This is a genomic window from Blastococcus sp. TBT05-19, from assembly GCF_003319095.1.
In the GTDB taxonomy this organism is placed as follows: domain Bacteria; phylum Actinomycetota; class Actinomycetes; order Mycobacteriales; family Geodermatophilaceae; genus Blastococcus.
Map to the genome: position 1 here is coordinate 146,331 of NZ_QOHI01000007.1, position 16,097 is coordinate 162,427.

General features: G+C 75.3%; 13 protein-coding genes. 3 read left to right on the top strand and 10 right to left on the bottom strand.

Annotated elements, in window-relative coordinates:
* Positions 1-10: 10 nt before the first annotated feature.
* Genes gatB through gatC form a run of 3 tightly spaced genes read right to left on the bottom strand, consistent with a single transcriptional unit; the run spans position 11 to position 3,344 of the window.
* Positions 11-1,510, bottom strand: coding sequence for an Asp-tRNA(Asn)/Glu-tRNA(Gln) amidotransferase subunit GatB (gatB, locus tag DQ244_RS17730; RefSeq protein ID WP_113812823.1), 1,500 nt, complete (start codon positions 1,508-1,510; stop codon positions 11-13).
* On the bottom strand, positions 1,507-3,030 hold the full coding sequence (gene gatA, locus DQ244_RS17735; RefSeq protein WP_113812824.1) for an Asp-tRNA(Asn)/Glu-tRNA(Gln) amidotransferase subunit GatA: 1,524 nt from the start codon (positions 3,028-3,030) through the stop codon (positions 1,507-1,509). Before gatA ends, gatB begins: the two co-directional genes overlap by 4 nt.
* Positions 3,027-3,344, bottom strand: a complete 318-nt coding sequence (gatC, locus tag DQ244_RS17740) for an Asp-tRNA(Asn)/Glu-tRNA(Gln) amidotransferase subunit GatC (RefSeq protein ID WP_113812947.1) — start codon at positions 3,342-3,344, stop codon at positions 3,027-3,029. The genes gatA and gatC overlap by 4 nt, the downstream gene beginning before the upstream one ends.
* 170 nt (positions 3,345-3,514) lie before the next feature.
* On the opposite strand from gatC, the gene DQ244_RS17745 reads away from it, so the two are divergent.
* Both DQ244_RS17745 and DQ244_RS17750 read left to right on the top strand, forming a co-directional pair.
* On the top strand, positions 3,515-4,189 hold the full coding sequence (locus DQ244_RS17745) for an ACT domain-containing protein (protein ID WP_113812825.1): 675 nt from the start codon (positions 3,515-3,517) through the stop codon (positions 4,187-4,189).
* Positions 4,190-4,265: 76 nt separating this feature from the next.
* Positions 4,266-6,137 carry a DUF222 domain-containing protein gene (locus DQ244_RS17750; protein WP_113812826.1) on the top strand — a complete coding sequence of 624 codons (1,872 nt, stop codon included), beginning with the start codon at positions 4,266-4,268 and terminating at the stop codon, positions 6,135-6,137.
* A 12-nt stretch (positions 6,138-6,149) separates the two neighbouring features.
* On the opposite strand, the gene DQ244_RS17755 is transcribed toward DQ244_RS17750, so the two are convergent.
* From DQ244_RS17755 to DQ244_RS17765, 3 genes are read right to left on the bottom strand one after another with little or no spacing between them, the layout of a single operon-like run.
* Complete coding sequence (locus tag DQ244_RS17755) at positions 6,150-6,350, bottom strand: hypothetical protein (RefSeq protein WP_113812827.1); 201 nt, start codon at positions 6,348-6,350, stop codon at positions 6,150-6,152.
* 50 nt (positions 6,351-6,400) lie between these two features.
* The gene (gene ligA / locus DQ244_RS17760) at positions 6,401-8,566 is read right to left on the bottom strand and encodes an NAD-dependent DNA ligase LigA (protein ID WP_113812828.1); all 2,166 of its coding nucleotides are present in this window, start codon (positions 8,564-8,566) and stop codon (positions 6,401-6,403) included.
* A 40-nt stretch (positions 8,567-8,606) separates the two neighbouring features.
* Positions 8,607-10,817 (bottom strand): insulinase family protein, encoded by a 2,211-nt coding sequence (locus DQ244_RS17765; RefSeq protein ID WP_113812829.1) that lies wholly within the window; start codon positions 10,815-10,817, stop codon positions 8,607-8,609.
* Positions 10,818-10,900: 83 nt separating this feature from the next.
* Between DQ244_RS17765 and DQ244_RS17770 the strand changes: the two genes are divergently transcribed.
* On the top strand, positions 10,901-11,281 hold the full coding sequence (locus tag DQ244_RS17770) for a hypothetical protein (protein ID WP_113812830.1): 381 nt from the start codon (positions 10,901-10,903) through the stop codon (positions 11,279-11,281).
* 1 nt (position 11,282) lies between these two features.
* Here the strand turns inward: DQ244_RS17770 and DQ244_RS17775 are convergent, their stop codons facing one another.
* Genes DQ244_RS17775 through DQ244_RS17790 form a run of 4 tightly spaced genes read right to left on the bottom strand, consistent with a single transcriptional unit; the run spans position 11,283 to position 15,985 of the window.
* Positions 11,283-12,290 (bottom strand): methionine synthase, encoded by a 1,008-nt coding sequence (locus tag DQ244_RS17775; protein ID WP_113812831.1) that lies wholly within the window; start codon positions 12,288-12,290, stop codon positions 11,283-11,285.
* 10 nt (positions 12,291-12,300) lie between these two features.
* Complete coding sequence (mnmA, locus tag DQ244_RS17780; RefSeq protein WP_233491703.1) at positions 12,301-13,395, bottom strand: tRNA 2-thiouridine(34) synthase MnmA; 1,095 nt, start codon at positions 13,393-13,395, stop codon at positions 12,301-12,303.
* Positions 13,396-13,409: 14 nt separating this feature from the next.
* Positions 13,410-14,600 carry a cysteine desulfurase family protein gene (locus DQ244_RS17785; RefSeq protein WP_113812833.1) on the bottom strand — a complete coding sequence of 397 codons (1,191 nt, stop codon included), beginning with the start codon at positions 14,598-14,600 and terminating at the stop codon, positions 13,410-13,412.
* A complete protein-coding gene (locus DQ244_RS17790; RefSeq protein ID WP_233491704.1) occupies positions 14,597-15,985 on the bottom strand; it encodes an MFS transporter in 1,389 nt (462 codons plus the stop codon). Before DQ244_RS17790 ends, DQ244_RS17785 begins: the two co-directional genes overlap by 4 nt.
* Positions 15,986-16,097 lie beyond the last annotated feature (112 nt).

A 16,097-nucleotide genomic window follows, 5' to 3' on the forward strand; every position in this document is an offset into this window, starting at 1 on the left:
GGTTCCGAACTCACTCGCTGACGAGCCGCTCCTCGAGCATGCGCTTCACCGTGCCGGCGTCGGCCTTGCCGCGGGTGGTCTTCATGACCGCGCCCACGAGCGCGCCGATCGCCTGCACCTTGCCGCCGCGCACCTTGTCCGCGACGTCCGGGTTGCCCTCGATGGCCGCCTCGACGGCCGCGACCAGCTCGTCGGAGTCGCCCATGACGGCCAGCCCGCGCGACTCGACCACCGCGGCCGGGTCCCCCTCGCCGGCGAGGACGCCGTCCAGGGCCTGGCGGGCCAGCTGGTCGTTGACCGTGCCGGCCGCGACCAGGCCGATGAGCTCGGCGACCTGCGCCGGGGTCACCGCGAGCTGCGAGAGCTCGGTGCCGGCGTCGTTGGCCCGGCGGGCCAGCTCGCCGAGCCACCACTTCCGGGCGTCGGCCGGCGAGGCGCCGGCGGCCACCGTGTCGCTGACCAGCTCGACGGCGCCCGCGTTGACCAGCCAGGCCATCTCGGTGTCCGACAGGCCCCACTCCTCGCGCAGCCGGATCCGGCGGGCGGCCGGCAGCTCGGGCAGCGCCGCCCGGAGCTCGTCGATCCACTCCTCGTCCGGCGCGATCGGCACCAGGTCGGGCTCGGGGAAGTACCGGTAGTCGGTCGCCTCCTCCTTGCTCCGCCCGGACGACGTGCTGCCGGTGTCCTCGTGGAAGTGCCGGGTCTCCTGGACCACGCGCTCACCGGCGTCGAGGACGGCGGCCTGCCGGCGCATCTCGAAGCGCACCGACCGCTCCACCGACCGCAGCGAGTTCACGTTCTTGGTCTCGGTGCGGGTGCCCCACTCGAGGCTGCCGATGGGCGCCAGCGAGGTGTTCACGTCCGACCGCAGGTTGCCCTGCTCCATCCGCACCTCGGAGACGCCCAGGGCGAGCAGGATCTCCCGCAGCTCGGTGACGTAGGCGCGGGCGACCTCGGGCGCCTTGGCACCGGCGCCGGGGATCGGCCGGGTGACGATCTCGACGAGCGGGATCCCGGCGCGGTTGTAGTCGACCAGCGAGTGGTCGGCGCCGTGGATGCGACCGGTGGCACCACCGACGTGGAGGTTCTTGCCGGTGTCCTCCTCGATGTGGACCCGCTCGATCTCCACCCGGTAGGTCTCGCCGTCGAGCTCGACGTCCAGGTGCCCGGCGGTGCACAGCGGCTCGTCGTACTGGCTGGTCTGGAAGCCCTTGGGGATGTCCGGGTAGAAGTAGTTCTTCCGCGCGAACCGGGACCAGGAGGCGATCCGGCAGCCCAGCGCGAGGCCGATGCGGATCGTGGACTCGATGGCGTCGGCGTTGACCACCGGCAGCGAGCCCGGCAGACCGAGGCAGACCGGGCAGGTCTGGGTGTTGGGCTCCGCGCCGAACGTGGTCGAGCAGCCGCAGAACATCTTCGACGCGGTGCCCAGCTCGACGTGGGTCTCCAGGCCGATGACCGGCTCGTAGCGGGTCAGGACCTCGTCGAAGTCGACCAGGGTGTCGCTCATGAGGGGCTGTTCTCCTTCGGGGCGATCCCGGCCAGCAGGACGTGCCCGCGGGCAGCGTCCTGGGCGGCCTCGAGCGCGGCGGCGACGCGGTAGCAGCGGTCGTCGGCCAGGGCCGGCGCCATGATCTGGAAGCCGACCGGCAGGCCGTCGGACAGGCCGCAGGGCACCGAGATGGCCGGCACGCCCGCGAGGCTGGCCGGCAGCGTGCAGAGGTCGGCGGCGTACATCGCGACGGGGTCGTCGACGCGGTCGCCGATGTTCCAGGCCACGGTCGGGCTGGTCGGGCTGACCAGCACGTCGACCTCGTCCCAGGCGGTGGTGAAGTCCCGGGTGATCAGCGTGCGGACCTTCTGCGCCTGGCCGTAGTAGGCCTCGTAGTAGCCGCTCGACAGCGCGTAGGTGCCGAGGATGATCCGGCGCTTCACCTCGGGGCCGAAGCCCTGCTCGCGGGTCAGCGCCATGACCTCGTCGAGGTCGCGGCTGCCGTCTTCGCCGACCCGGAGGCCGAACCTGACGCCGTCGAAGCGGGCCAGGTTGGACGACGCCTCGCTCGGCGCGATCAGGTAGTACGCGGGCAGCGCCAGGTCGAAGGCCGGGCAGGAGACCTGCCGGACCTCGGCGCCCATGCTCTCCAGCAGCGCCACAGCCTCGGCCACCCGCGCCAGCACGCCGGGGTCGTAGCCCTCGCTGTGCCCGTCGCCGCCGAGCTCGGTGACGACGCCGACCTTCAGCCCGGACAGGTCGCCCTCGGCACCGCGGCGGGCGCACTCGGCCAGCACCGGGACCGGTGAGTCGATGCTCGTGGAGTCCAGCGGGTCGTGGCCGGCGATCGCCTCGTGCAGCAGGGCGGCGTCGAGGACCGTGCGGGTCATCGGACCGGCCTGGTCGAGGCTGGAGGAGAACGCGATCAGCCCGTAGCGGGAGACCGAGCCGTAGGTGGGCTTGTGGCCCACCAGTCCGGTGACGGCGGCCGGCTGGCGGATCGAGCCGCCGGTGTCGGTGCCGATCGCCCACGGGGCCAGCCCGGCGGCGACCGCGGCCGAGGAGCCACCCGAGGAACCGCCGGGGATCCGGTCGGTGTCCCACGGGTTGCGGGTGACCTTGTAGGCGGAGTTCTCGGTGGAGGAGCCCATCGCGAACTCGTCCATGTTGGTCTTGCCCAGCAGGACCGTGCCGGCGGCCTTGAGGCGAGCGGCGAGGGTCGCGTCGTACGGCGGGCGCCAGCCCTCGAGGATCTTCGACCCGCTGGTGGTGGGCACCCCCTCGGTGACGACGACGTCCTTGAGCGCCAGCGGGACGCCGGCCAGCGGGCCGAGCTCCGCGCCCTTGGCGCGGGCGGCGTCGATGTCCTCGGCGGCCTTCAGGGCGGCGTCGGCGTCGACGTGCAGGTAGGCGCCGATCGTGTCGTCGTCCGCGGCGATGCGGTCCAGGTAGGCGCGGGTGACCTCGACGGAGCTGAGCTCACCGGCCTGGAGCGCGGTGCTGAGATCGGCGGCGCTGCTGTTCGTCACGTCGGTCATGCCTCCTCCCCCAGGATGCGAGGCACGCGGAAGCGGTCGTCCTCGGCTGCGGGCGCACCCGCGAGGACGACGTCCCGCGGCAGGCTCGGCCGGGCGACGTCGGGCCGCATGACGTTGGTCATCGGCACCGCGTGCGTGGTGGGCGCGACGTCGGAGACGTCGGCCTTGCCCACCTGGGCGACGGCGTCCAGCACGGCGGCGAGCTGGCCGGCGAAGAGATCCAGCTCCTCGTCGCTCACCGCCAGCCGGGACAGGTGCGCCAGGTGCGCCACCTCGTCGCGGGTCAGTTGGCCCTTCGGGGAGGGGGTGCTCATGCTGCGGTGGAACTCCACTTCGGCGATGCCCGGCGGCCCGCTCTCGGCCCGGGACGTGACCGGGTCACTGTACGTGGGGCCCTCGGCGTCCTGACCAGCGTGAGAAGCTGCCCCCGAACGCGATCGACGGAGATCGGCCCCCGCCCGGCGAGCACTCCCCCGGAGGAACCGTGTCCTATCTCCTGCGTCTCGTGGTGCCCGACCGTCCCGGTGTGCTGGGCGCGGTGGCCACCGCGCTGGGAACCGCCGGCATCGACATCGTCTCCCTGGACGTGCTCGAGCGCGGCAACGGCATCGCCGTGGACGACGTCGTCGTGGACCTGCCCGGCGACCGGCTGCCCGACAGCCTGATCACCGTGGTGCAGGCGGTCGAGGGCGTCCAGGTGGAGTCGCTGCGCCCCTTCGCCGGGCCGCTGGACACCCACCGAGAGCTCGACCTGCTCGACGCGCTGTCCCGCGGCGAGCGCACACCGGCGGAGCTGCTCACCGCGGAGCTCCCGCGGGTCTTCCACAGCGGCTGGGCGGTGATCCTCGACGGCTCGGGCCACGCGAGGCCCCTCGCGCCCGAGTGCGTGGTGGCGGCCTCCGAGGCGGCGCCGGCCTTCGTCGGGCTGACGCTGCCGTGGCTGCCGCTCTCCGGCCCCCGGCTGCTGCCCAGCGACGGGGCGTGGCTGCCGGAGCGCTGGCAGGAGATGGCCATCGAGATGATGGCCGTGCCCTTCGGCACCGCTCACGCGGTCGTGCTCGGGCGCTCGGGCGGGCCGGGCTTCCGCCGGTCCGAGCTGCTCCGGCTGGCGCACCTCACCGGCATCGCGACGACGGTGGCTCAGCTCCCCCCGGCCTGATCGCCCGTCCGTTATCGGCTCCCTGACCTGCTACTTCCGGTTGCCACCGTCCGTGTTCGAACGTATGATCGAACACATGGCGCCCGGAGCGACGACGGAGACAGCACCCTCTGCTGCCGCTCCCGCGCCCGCCGCGGGGTGGGCGACGGGGCCGCTGCGCGCCGTCCAGGAGGCCGACCGGGAGATCGCCCACCAGGCCGCGCTCCGCGCCCGGGCGGTGGCCGCGTTCGCCGCGACCCGCCCAGCGTCGGCCGACCGGCAGCCGGGGGAACCCGGAGCCATGAGCGCCGAGCGCCGCGCCGCCCGGCCCGACGTCCTCGCCGACGTGAGCGAGTGGGCCGCGCAGGAGCTCGTGGTGGCGCTGTCGCTGTCGGCCCGGGCGGCCGAGCAGCTGCTCATCCGATCGCTGACGCTGGTGCACCGGCTCCCGCGGACGCTGGCTGCGCTGGAGCGCGGCGAGCTGCACGAGGGGCACCTCTGGCCGCTGCTCGAGCGGGTCGCGCCGATCGCGGACGTGAAGAAGCGGGCGGCCATCGAGGCCGAGCTGCTCCGGTGGATGTCCGGCCGGGTCACCACCCCCGCACAGCTCGGCGCGAAGGCCCGCCGGCTCGGTCTCGCCCGCGACGCGCGCGACGAGGCTGCCCGGCTGGCCGCGGCGCTGCGCGAACGAGGCGTCTCGGTGCGGGCGGACCGCCGCGAGGGCATGGCCGTGCTCGACGCCCTGCTCACGGTGCCCGAGGCGCAGGCGCTGCTCGACGCGCTGGGCCGGTACGCCGACGCCCTCGACGACCCCGAGGACGGCCGAACCCGCGGTCAGAAGATGGCGGACTGCCTCCTGGACCTCGTGCTGCGGCCGGAGGAGAGCGGACTGCCCGCCGTGCAGGCCCAGCTGACCGTGGTCGCGGGCGTGCGCACACTGCTGGGCGGCGACGCCCCGGCCGAGATCGGCGGCGAGCCGGTCCCGGCCGAGGTGGTCCGGGCGCTCGCCCGCGCCCTGGGTCTGCTGCCCGAGCTCGACGACGCCCGACGGTCGACAGCACCGGAGCCGGCGCCCGACGAGGGCCGGCCTGATGCATGGCCCGATGCGTTGCGGGCAGCCGACGAGCGGTGGTGGGCCGAGGTGGAGGCCCGCGCGCTGCGGGGTGAATGGGGCGGCGAGGACGACCCGCCGGACGACGAGCTCGAGCGCTGGTGGGCTTCGCAATCCGAACCAGACGCCTCACCACCCGCAGTGGCCGGACCGGGGCCGGCGTCCGAGGAGCCCGACGATCCGGTGCCGCCCGGGTGGGAGCACACCCAGAACGCGCTGTCGGCGGCGGGCGACGTCCTGCGGGATCTCGACCGGGCCGTCGGGCGTGCCCGGCGGGCGGTGGCCGACGCCCGGCGCGCCGACCAGGACGACGAGGACACCTGGCAGCAGAGCCCGGCCGGCCGGGTGACCGCCGCGGCGACCGACCTCGACGCGCTGCGGGCCGCTGCCGCACCGCACCGCGAGGCGCTGGCCGCGCTGCTCGACGCGAGCGCCGGCGGGACGCTGGTCGACCGGCCACGCATCGCGGTGGTCGACGAGCTGAGCGGCGCGCTGCTCGCGCTGACCGACAGCAGAGAGCTGCGCCGGAAGGCTGCCGACGGCCTCGGTCTGGGCCCACCCGGTGCGAGCAGTGGTTACCGCCCGGGCGCCGCGCTCGACCGGTTCGTGCGCGTCCGCGACCGGCGGTGCCGCTTCCCCGGCTGCCGGCGCCGGGTGCCGCTCGGCGGCGAGCTCGACCACGACCGCCCGTGGCCGGACGGCCTGACCAGCGCGGGCAACCTGACCGGCTACTGCACCGGCCACCACCGCGGCAAGCACCAGGCGCCGGGCTGGCGGCACGAGCTGGCGGAGGACGGCACGCTCACCGTCACGACGCCCACCGGGCTGATCGCGAGCACCAGCCCTCCACCGTTCTGACGCGAACGGCGCTCAGCCGCGCGGCGAGGTCACCTTCTCCGGGGAGATCCGGAGCAGCAGGCGGACCTGGTCCCGGCCACCGAACCACGGGTAGGGACGGCCGATGTAGCGCTGGGCGAGCTCGTCGATGTGCTGGCGGGCGCCGTCCTCGGTGACCTCGGTGACGCGGCCGCGCACCTCGACGTAGCGGCTGGGATCGTCGGGCAGGGGCACGCGGAGGTCCTTCCGGGGGGCTGGACTCCGCGTCTACCCGGGCACCGGCGTCACCCGTCCGCCGGGGAGTTCCCGTCGCCGATCGTGGCCACCTCGCGGGCGGCGTCCGGGCCGTCCTCCAGGAGCACCCGGAAGCCGTCGTCGTCCAGGATCGGCGCCTTGACCTGCACCGCCTTGTCGTACTTGCTGCCGGGATCGGCACCCACGACGACGAACCCGGTCTTCTTCGACACCGAGCCGGTGACCTTGCCGCCGCGCTCCTGGATGGCCGCGATCGCCTGGTCGCGGCTGTGGTCGCGCAGCGATCCGGTGACGACGACGGTGACCCCGGTCAGCGGCCCGGGCGGGGCGTCCTCGCCGGCGTCGGCCATGCGCACGCCCGCATGCCGCCACTTCTCCACGACGTCGCGGTGCCAGTCGACGGAGAACCAGTCGCGCACCGACTTCGCGATCGTCGGACCGACACCGTCGGCCGCGGCCAGCTCCTCCTCGGTCGCGGCGACGATGCGGTCCATCGACCGGAAGTCCCGCGCCAGCGCCTGCGCCGCGGTGGGACCCACGTGCCGGATGGAGAGCGCGACGAGCACCCGCCACAGCGGGACGTCCTTGCGCTTCTGCAGGTTGGCCAGCAGCTTGGCTCCGTTGGCCGAGAGCGCCCCGTTCTTCTTCGTGAAGAACGGCGAGCGCTGCAGCTGCTCCTCGTCGAGGAAGAAGATGTCCCCCTCGTCGGTCAGCAGCTCGCTCTGCAGCAGCGCGATCGCCGCCTCGTAGCCCAGGTTCTCGATGTCGAACGCGCCGCGACCCGCCACGTGGAAGACCCGCTCCCGCAGCTGTGCCGGGCAGGACCGCGCGTTCGGGCAGCGGATGTCGGCGTCGCCCTCCTTCTCCGGCCGCAGCTCCGTGCCGCACTCGGGGCAGTGCGTCGGCATGACGAACTCGCGCTCGTCGCCGGTGCGCGCCGCGACGACGGGACCGAGCACCTCGGGGATGACGTCGCCGGCCTTGCGGATGACGACGGTGTCACCGATCAGCACGCCCTTGCGCACGACCTCGCTGGCGTTGTGCAGCGTGGCCAGCTGGACGGTCGAGCCGGCCACCTTCACCGGCTCCATGTAGGCGAACGGGGTGACCCGCCCGGTGCGGCCCACGTTCACCTTGATGTCGAGGAGCGTCGTGGTCGCCTCCTCGGGCGGGTACTTGAACGCGATCGCCCACCGCGGCGCCCGCGACGTCGACCCGAGCCGGCGCTGCAGGGCCACCTGGTCGACCTTCACCACCACGCCGTCGATCTCGTGCTCGACGGAGTGCCGCTGCTCGCGGTAGCGCTCGATGTAGGCCCACACGCCCTCGAGGTCGTCGACCACCTGGAAGCGGTCGCTCACCGGCAGGCCGAGCGCACGCAGCCGCTCGTAGGCCGCCGACTGGCGCTCCGGCTCGAAGCCCGTGCGCGCCCCGAGGCCGTGCACGACCAGGCGCAGCGGCCGTGACGCGGTCACCCGGGCGTCCTTCTGCCGGAGCGACCCGGCGGCTGCGTTCCGCGGGTTGGCGAACGGCGCCTTGCCCTGCTCGACCATGCCGGCGTTCACGTCGGCGAACCCGGCGATCGGGAAGTAGATCTCGCCGCGGACCTCGAGCAGCTCCGGGACGTCGTCCCCGGTGAGCTCCTGCGGGACGTCGGCCATCGTGCGGACGTTGGCCGTGACGTCCTCACCGGTGGTGCCGTCGCCCCGGGTCGCGGCCCGGACCAGCCGCCCCTTCTCGTACACGAGGTCGACGGCCACGCCGTCGACCTTCAGCTCGCACAGGTAGCCGCCGCCGGCGGCGCCGTCGCGCTCGGCCCGGGCGGCCCACGCCGACAGCTCGTCGCTGCTGAACGCGTTGTCCAGGCTCTGCATCCGTTCCAGGTGCTGCACCGGGGCGAACGTGGCGGTGAACCCGCCGTTGACCTTCTGGCTGGGCGAGTCGGGCGTGACCAGCGCCGGGTGCGCGGCCTCGATCGCCTTGAGCTCGCCCATCAGCTCGTCGTACTGCCCGTCGCTGATCAGCGGCTCGTCGCGCACGTAGTACGCGAAGGCGTACCGGTCGAGCTCCTCCGAGAGGTCCCGATGCCTGGTGCGCGCGTCGTCGGGGACCTCCGTGAGGTCCTCGCGGTCGGTCGGCGCCCCGACCGGGAGCTGCTCGACGACGGGTTCCTCGACTCCGGCCTCGCTGGTCACGGGGGAACGGTATCCGGCGGGTACGACGGCCAACCGGTGCTCACCCGGTCGGAGACTTCTCGCGGTCCTCCGCCCGGGACCGGGTCGGCGGCCGGCTCTCCCACAGGCAGTTCAGCAGCCCGGAGACGCACAGCACCCAGACGACGACCTCCCACACCCCGCCGTCGAAGAGGTCCGGAACGGTGACCAGGAACCAGATCCCGGCCGCGCACAGCAGCGCGCCCAGGACGTTGACCGCCCGGTACCAGCCGGGCCGGGTACGGCCGAGCCTCGCCCACTCGTCCATCGGGCCGCCCGTGCCTGCGGGCGGGGCGAAGTCCCCGCGCACCGAGGCGCGGAAGGCACCCGCGATCCCCTGTCCCTCGACCCGCTCCGCCCCCGCCGGCTCCTCGCCGCGCAGCAGCGCCGGCACCTCAGGGGGCAGCCCGAGCGCGGTCACGGCGTGCCCGACCACCTCGTCGGGGGTGCCGGTGACCTGCAGCAGGTACGCGGTGTGGGCCTCGGGACGCTCGGTGGCCCGGGCCAGGAGCGCGGGATCGCCGACGGTGCCTCCCCAGTCGTGCCGGCCGACCACCTTCGCGCCCCGCAGCAGCACGTACCCGACGTCGACGTGCGAGCGCCGCAGGACCAGACCGGTGGTCTTCCGCCCGAGGACGGTGGCCAGGTCGTCGGCGACGTCCTCCGGTGCCCGGTCGGTGTCGGGCAGCACCGCCGTCCACTCGCCGTTGCCCACCAGTCGCGCGCCGTACCGGTGGTGGGCCACCGCCTCCCGCACCTTGTGCGCCGGGGTGCGGAACAGCAGCAGGCCGTCGTCCACGGCGTCGTCGTCGACGACCTGGAGCTCCGGCGGCACCGCCGCCCGGACCAGGCGCACCGCGTCCGCGCCGTCCCGCCAGTCGTCCTCGGACAGCGGCAGGGTGAAGCCGTCGTGCCCGACCAGCAGCCACTCCCCCGGCGCCTGCCGCACCAGGGCCGTCGCCTCCGCCCAGCGGACCGTGATCCGGCGGTCCTCGCCGAGCACGAGGCAGGCGCCCTCCTCGCCCACGACGAGCCGCGCGTCCTTGGGCACCCCGCGCAGCCGCTTGCGGACGAAGGTCCGCCCGGTCACCGTGCCCGGCGACCACTCCGGCAGCCGGCCGAGGTCGGGGACCGCCAGGTCCGCCGACTGCGGCACGAGCAGGAGCGCGGCTGACCGCAGCCGTCCGGCCACCTCGCGGACGCCGTCGACGCCGAGAGCCGCCGCGTTCGCGCGCATCTCCTCCGCCGACAGCACCCCGACGCCGGTCACCGTGGCCTGGGCCCGCGCCCGCGCCTCCTCGAGGTCGGAGCGCGGATCGTCCAGGTAGGCCTCGACCTCGGCGCGTTCCTGCTCGACCTCCGCCGCCGTCGGCCCCTGGTCGGCCAGCCGGTGCACCTCGCGCCAGATCGTCTGCGCGGCGAGGACCTCCTGCCCGGGACGCACGTCGGTGGTCACCACGACCACCCGCGTCCGCTCGTCGACGCCGATCTTGTCCGCCTCGACCGAGTAGGCGACGCCGCGGCGGTGGCGCAGCTCCTCCTCCAGCCGGGTCCGCAGGATGCCCAGCGCACCGTTGAGGGCCGGGTGCTGCTCCACCTCGGCACCGAGCGTCACGCGGTCCTCGACCGGGATCTGCCCCCACGACGGGGTGACCGGCGAGAGGCGGGGCTGCGACGGCCGCTGCGGCGCCGGTCCGTCCGGGAGCGGCAGCCGGAGCCCCTCCGGCACGGGGCCGGTCAGCCACAGCGCGGCGTTCGCCCGGGTGAAGGAGCGCCGCGACCAGCTGCGCACCTGCTCGGCGCTCAGCCCCCGGACCGCCGGTTCCCGCGACGCCGCGAGACCGGCACCGCGGGTGCCGTACAGCTCGCCCAGGAGCAGGCCGACCGCGGGCGGGGCGACCGTGCCGCCCTCGGCGCGCAGCACGTCGGCCTCCACCGCGAGGTCGCCGGTGGGCAGATCGGCCAGCGCCTCGCAGACCGCGCGGAGGAAGGCCGCGACGCGGTCCGGCGATCCGCTGGCGGTGAACTCGGTGGCGGTGAGGTCGACCGACGCGTTGGTCTCGATGGGGGTGCGTCCGACCGCGCGCATGGCCAGGTGCTCGACGAGGTGGGTCAGCCCGCCGTGCACGAAGGACTCGTCCCGCCGGCCGACGCCGAACACGAGGCCGGCGCTCAGCGGCGGCGGGCCCTCCGCGTAGAAGACCGGGACGCCGTCGACGGAAGTCGTGAACACGGCGGCAATGTAGGTGGCCGCACCCGCTCCCGACGGGGTGGGCACGCTGGTGACCGGCAGAAACCCCCTGCCACGATCACCTCGTGCACCCGCAGCTGGCGCTCGCCCTGGAGCCGGTGCTGCGCGATCTCCGCGCGACCGGCGGGCCGCTGCCCCGCGTCGTCCCGAGCGACTGGCCCGGGGACGGCGGCGTCGCCGGGGCGATGCTGTGGCACTCCGACGGCAGCGGGTCCGGGATCTCCGTCGTCCTGGACCGGCCGGCCGCCGAGCAGGTCGCGCACGTGACCGACGTCGTCCACGACTGGGTCGTCGAGGAGCTGTGGGGCACCGCCCCCACGAACTGGCCGCCGTGCCCCGGCCACCCGGAGAGCCATCCGCTCGAGGTGCGCCGGAGCGGCGACGCCGTCGAGTGGGTCTGCCCGGCCGACGGGACCGCCGTACGCCGGGTGGGCGACCTGGGCTGAGCTACCCGGGCAGCAGGTACTTCGCCGCCTCGCGCACGTGCCGCATGGCGGCCCGGGCGTAGCCGGGGGTCGCCCCGGCCAGACCGCAGGACGGCGTGAGCGTGACCGCACCGGGCAGCTGCTCGGCCGCGAAACCGAGCTCGCGCCACCACGCCTGCACCCGCGAGGCGGTGGCCTTGGGCGCCGGCAGCGGGGCGTCGGTGCCGGGGACGACGCCCGCCAGCAGGTGGACGCCGGCGTCGACGGCCTCGCCCACCGCGTCGAGGTCCTGCACCAGCCCGAGGTCGAAGGAGAGCCCGGCCGCGCCCGCGGCGCGGAACAGGCCCAGGGGCATGCGCCGGGCGCAGCAGTGCACCACCACGGTTCCCGGCAGGGCGCGGACGACGGCGGCCAGCTCCTGCTCGACGACGTCCTCGGGAACGGCGGCCAGCTTGCCGAAACCGCTCGCGGTGGGCAGCCCGCCGATGAGGACCGCCGGGACCGACGGCTCGTCGAGCTGGACGACGACCTGCGCACCGGGCACCCGCGCCCGCACCTCGGCGACGTGCGCCGTCAGCCCCTCGACCAGCGACTGGCCGAGGTCGCGGCGGGCGCCCGGGTCGGTGACGGCGCGGTCCCCGCGGGTGCGCTCGAGACCGGCGGCCAGCGTCCAGGGGCCGGCGGCCTGCACCTTGAAGGGGCCGGTCCAGTCCTCGGCGACCTCGTGCAGCGCGTCGAGGTCCCGGGCGAGGAACTCCTCGGCCCGCTGCTGGTCGATGCCCGCCCGCGGCACGAGCCGCCAGCCCGCCGGGGTCAGGTCGACCGCCAGGTCCACCAGCAGGGCGGCGCTGCGGCCGAGCAGATCGGCGCCCGCACCCCGCCCGGGCAGCTCGGGCAGGTGCGCGAACCCGGGCAGCTCCCCCACGACCGTGCGCAGCGCCTCGGCCGGATCGGTGCCGGGCAGCGACCCGACGCCGGAGGCCGGCCCCCACGCGGGAGCAGGCCTCGGGTCGGTGGTCTCGGAGCTCACGCCGACGACGCTAGTCGGCGGCCGTCGCCGCCCGGTCCGGGGTTCGCTGCCGGGCCGCCGTCCGGATCGCGGCCTGCCCGACGACGTGGTCACCCCGCTCGGCGTCCGGCTCGTAGAGGACGGCGGACTGCCCCGCGGCCACCCCGCGCTGCACCTCGTCGAGCCGGACCACCAGCCCGCCGTCGGCACCGGCGGCGACCTCGCAGCCGACCGGCCGGCCGTGCGCCCGCAGCTGCACCTGGGCCCGGAAGGGCAGCGCCGGCGCACCGGCCGTCCAGGTGGGCCCGGCGGTGGTGATCTCGTCGACGCCGGCGAGGTCGGCCGTGCCGATGGTGACCGTGCGGGTCACCGGCTCGATGCCCAGCACGTACCGCGGCTGCTGGTCGCCCACGCTGATCCCCAGGCCGCGCCGCTGGCCCACGGTGAACCCGTAGGTGCCGTCGTGCTCGCCGACGGTCGCCCCGGTGGCGGCGTCGACCAGCGGTCCGGGACGGCTGCCCAGCTTCTTCGCCAGGAAGCCGCGGGTGTCGCCGTCGGGGATGAAGCAGATGTCGTGCGAGTCGGCCTTGGTGGCGACGGCGAACCCGCGCTCGGCGGCGATCTCGCGCACCCGGTCCTTGGTCATGCCGCCGAGCGGGAACACCGCCGCGGCCAGCTGCTCGGGGGTGAGCACGCCGAGCACGTAGGACTGGTCCTTGCCCGCGTCCACCGAGCGCCGCAGCTCGCCGTCGGCCAGCCGCGCGTGGTGACCGGTGACCACGGCGTCGAACCCGAGCGCCCGCGCCCGGTCGAGCACCGCGGTGAACTTGATCTTCTCGTTGCAGCGCAGGCACGGGTTGGGCGTGCGGCCGGCCTCGTACTCGGCCACGAAGTCGTCGACGACGTCCTCGCGGAACCGGTCGGCGAGATCCCAGACGTAGAAGGGGATGCCGAGCTCGTCGGCCACCCGGCGGGCGTCGTGCGCGTCCTCCACGCTGCAGCACCCGCGGGCACCGCTGCGCAGGGTCTGCCGGTCGGGCGAGAGCGCCAGGTGCACGCCGGTGACGTCGTGGCCGGCGTCCACCGCCAGCGCCGCGGCGACCGCGGAGTCCACTCCCCCGCTCATGGCGGCCAGGAGCCTCATCGCCGGCCCATCCCGGCCCGCCGGGCACGCTCGACGACGGGTGCGACGACCGCGAGGAGCGCGTCGACGTCGGCGTCGGTGCTGGTGTGCCCGAGGCTGAACCGCAGCGAGCTGCGCGCCCGATCGGGGTCGGCGCCCACGGCGGTCAGCACGTGGCTGGGGCGGGCCACGCCGGCGCTGCAGGCCGACCCGGTCGAGCACTCGATCCCCCGCGCGTCGAGCAGCATGAGGAGCGCGTCGCCCTCGGCGCCGGGGAAGGACAGGTGGGCGTTGCCGGGCAGCCGCCCCGGGCCCGAGCGGACGACGTCGTCCAGCGGTGCGCCGTTGAGCCGGACGTCGGGCACCTGCTCCACCACCCCGGCCACCAGCCGGTCGCGCAGCCGGCGCAGCTCGGCCGCCCGCTCCACCCGGCCGTGCACCGCGGACACGGTGGCCACCCCGAGGCCCACGATGGCGGCGACGTCGAGGGTGCCCGAGCGCACGTCGCGCTCCTGCCCGCCGCCGTGCAGCAGCGGGGTGCACTCGGCCTCGCGCCGCAGCAGCAGGACGCCGGCGCCCATCGGGCCACCGAGCTTGTGCCCGGTCATGGTCAGGGCGTCCACGCCGGAGGCGCCGAAGTCGACCAGGACCTGACCGACCGCCTGGACCGCGTCGGTGTGCAGCGGGACGCCGACGTCGTGCGCGGTGGCGGCCAGCTCGGCGATGTCGCTGACGGTGCCGATCTCGTTGTTGGCCCACATGACGCTGGCGACGGCGACGTCGCTGCCGTCCCCGAGCGCCTCGGCCAGGGCCTGCGGGGTCACCCGGCCGGACGGCTCCACCCGCAGCCAGGTGACCTCGGCACCCTCGTGCGTGGCGAGCCACTCGACGCTGTCCAGCACGGCGTGGTGCTCGGCCGGGCTGACGACGATGCGGCGACGGCGGGGGTCGGCCTGACGACGGGCCCAGAACAGCCCCTTGACGGCCAGGTTGTCGCTCTCGGTGCCGCCGCCGGTGAAGAGCACCTCGGAGGGCCGCGCGCCCAGGGCCTCGGCGAGCCGCTCGCGCGCCTGCTCGGCGGCGCGGCGGGCGGCGCGGCCGCTGGCGTGCAGCGACGAGGCGTTCCCGACCCGGCCCAGCTGCTCGGTCATGGCCGCGAGCACCTCGGGCAGCACCGGCGTGGTCGCCGCGTGGTCGAGATACGTCATGACGCAGCCAATGTAGTCGCGCCCTCCGGAGCGCCTCGGCCCGGCGAGGCGGTGCGGCCGGCGATCCCCGCGCCCAGCAGCGCGGGGACGGTGAGCACGGCGACCGCGACGAGCACCGCCGGCCAGAGCGGACCGCCGCCGTCGGCGGCCCCGGCCACCAGCACCCCGGCGGCGCCGACGAGGAGGGCCGAGGCCGTGACGTCGGAGATCTGCAGCGCCGCCGAGTTCGAGCCGCGCTCCGCCTCCGGCGACTGGTCGAGCAGCAGCACGCCGACGCTCGGCATGCCCAGCCCCATGCCGACACCGGCCAGCCCCCAGGTGAGGTAGGCCGGCCAGCCGCCCAGCGCGGGGACGGCGATCGTGGCGGTGGCGGCCAGACCGGTGGCGAGCACGAGGCACCCCACCCGCAGGACGCGCTGCCGGGGGACGTCGGGCCGCCGCCCCTGGAGCTGCGCGGCGACCACCCAGCCGACTGCCCCCGCGGTCAGCGGGAGCCCGGCGGTGGCGGCGCTCCAGCCGTGCTGCTGGGTCAGGACGAACGGGATCAGCGCGTCCATGCCGAAGAAGGCGCCGGCCAGCAGCCCCCGGGAGGCGACGACCGCCGGGATCCCGGGCCGGGCGCGGACGGTGCCGCGGGGCATGAGGCGCCGCAGCCCCAGGCCCAGGGCGACGGCACCGGCGACCGCGACCGCGACCGCGAGGGCGTCCAGGCGCTGACCGGCGTACTGCAGGGCCGCGATGCCGGCACCGGCCAGCAGTGCCCAGGGCGCCTTGCTGCGCCGCGGCGTCCCCTCGCCGACGGGGGCCTCGCCGGGACCGGCGGTGAGCAGCAGCGCGAGCCCCGCCGCCACCAACGGCACCAGCCCGAGGAAGACGCCGCGCCAGCCGACGGAGGCGGTCACCAGACCGGCGGCCAGCGGGCCGATGAGCGCGGGCAGCACCCAGCCGGCCGCGAAGGCGCCGAAGAGGCGGGGCCTCAGCCGCGAGGAGTACGCCTGCCCCGCGATGACGTAGAGCAGCACGATGACCACCCCGGCGCCGAGCCCCTGGACGGCGCGGCCGAGCACGAGCACGGCCATGTGCTGGGCGACGCCGGCGATGACCAGGCCGGCCGCGAACACCAGCACGCCGGCCAGGACGCCCGGTCCGGGTGCTCGCCGGTCCCCCACCTCACCGCCGACGACCATGCCGACGACCGAGGTGACGAGGAAGGCGCTGAACGGCCACGCGTACCAGGCGACCGCGTCGAGCTCGGCCACCGCGCTGGGCATCGCCGTCCCGACGGCCATCGCCTCGAAGGCGATGAGCGTGACGAGGGTCAGCAGGCCGGTGGTCGTCCGCCGGTGGCCGGCGTCCCAGATGCTCTCCTCGACCCGACCGTCCACGTCCCGCCCAACCTCTCGTGCTCCTCGGGGCTTCCCGTCCCCGGACATGCGTCGAGGGCCGGCTCCCCTACGGGAACCGGCCCCCGACCGTTACGTGATGGAACGGCCCCGT

Coding starts and splice junctions, on each gene's coding strand:
- gatA (WP_113812824.1), bottom strand. CDS start 3,030: ATGACCGACGTGACGAACAGCAGCGCCGCCGATCTCAGCACCGCGCTC.
- mnmA (WP_233491703.1), bottom strand. CDS start 13,395: ATGAGCGGGGGAGTGGACTCCGCGGTCGCCGCGGCGCTGGCGGTGGAC.
- DQ244_RS17750 (WP_113812826.1), top strand. CDS start 4,266: ATGGCGCCCGGAGCGACGACGGAGACAGCACCCTCTGCTGCCGCTCCC.
- gatB (WP_113812823.1), bottom strand. CDS start 1,510: ATGAGCGACACCCTGGTCGACTTCGACGAGGTCCTGACCCGCTACGAG.
- DQ244_RS17785 (WP_113812833.1), bottom strand. CDS start 14,600: ATGACGTATCTCGACCACGCGGCGACCACGCCGGTGCTGCCCGAGGTG.
- gatC (WP_113812947.1), bottom strand. CDS start 3,344: ATGAGCACCCCCTCCCCGAAGGGCCAACTGACCCGCGACGAGGTGGCG.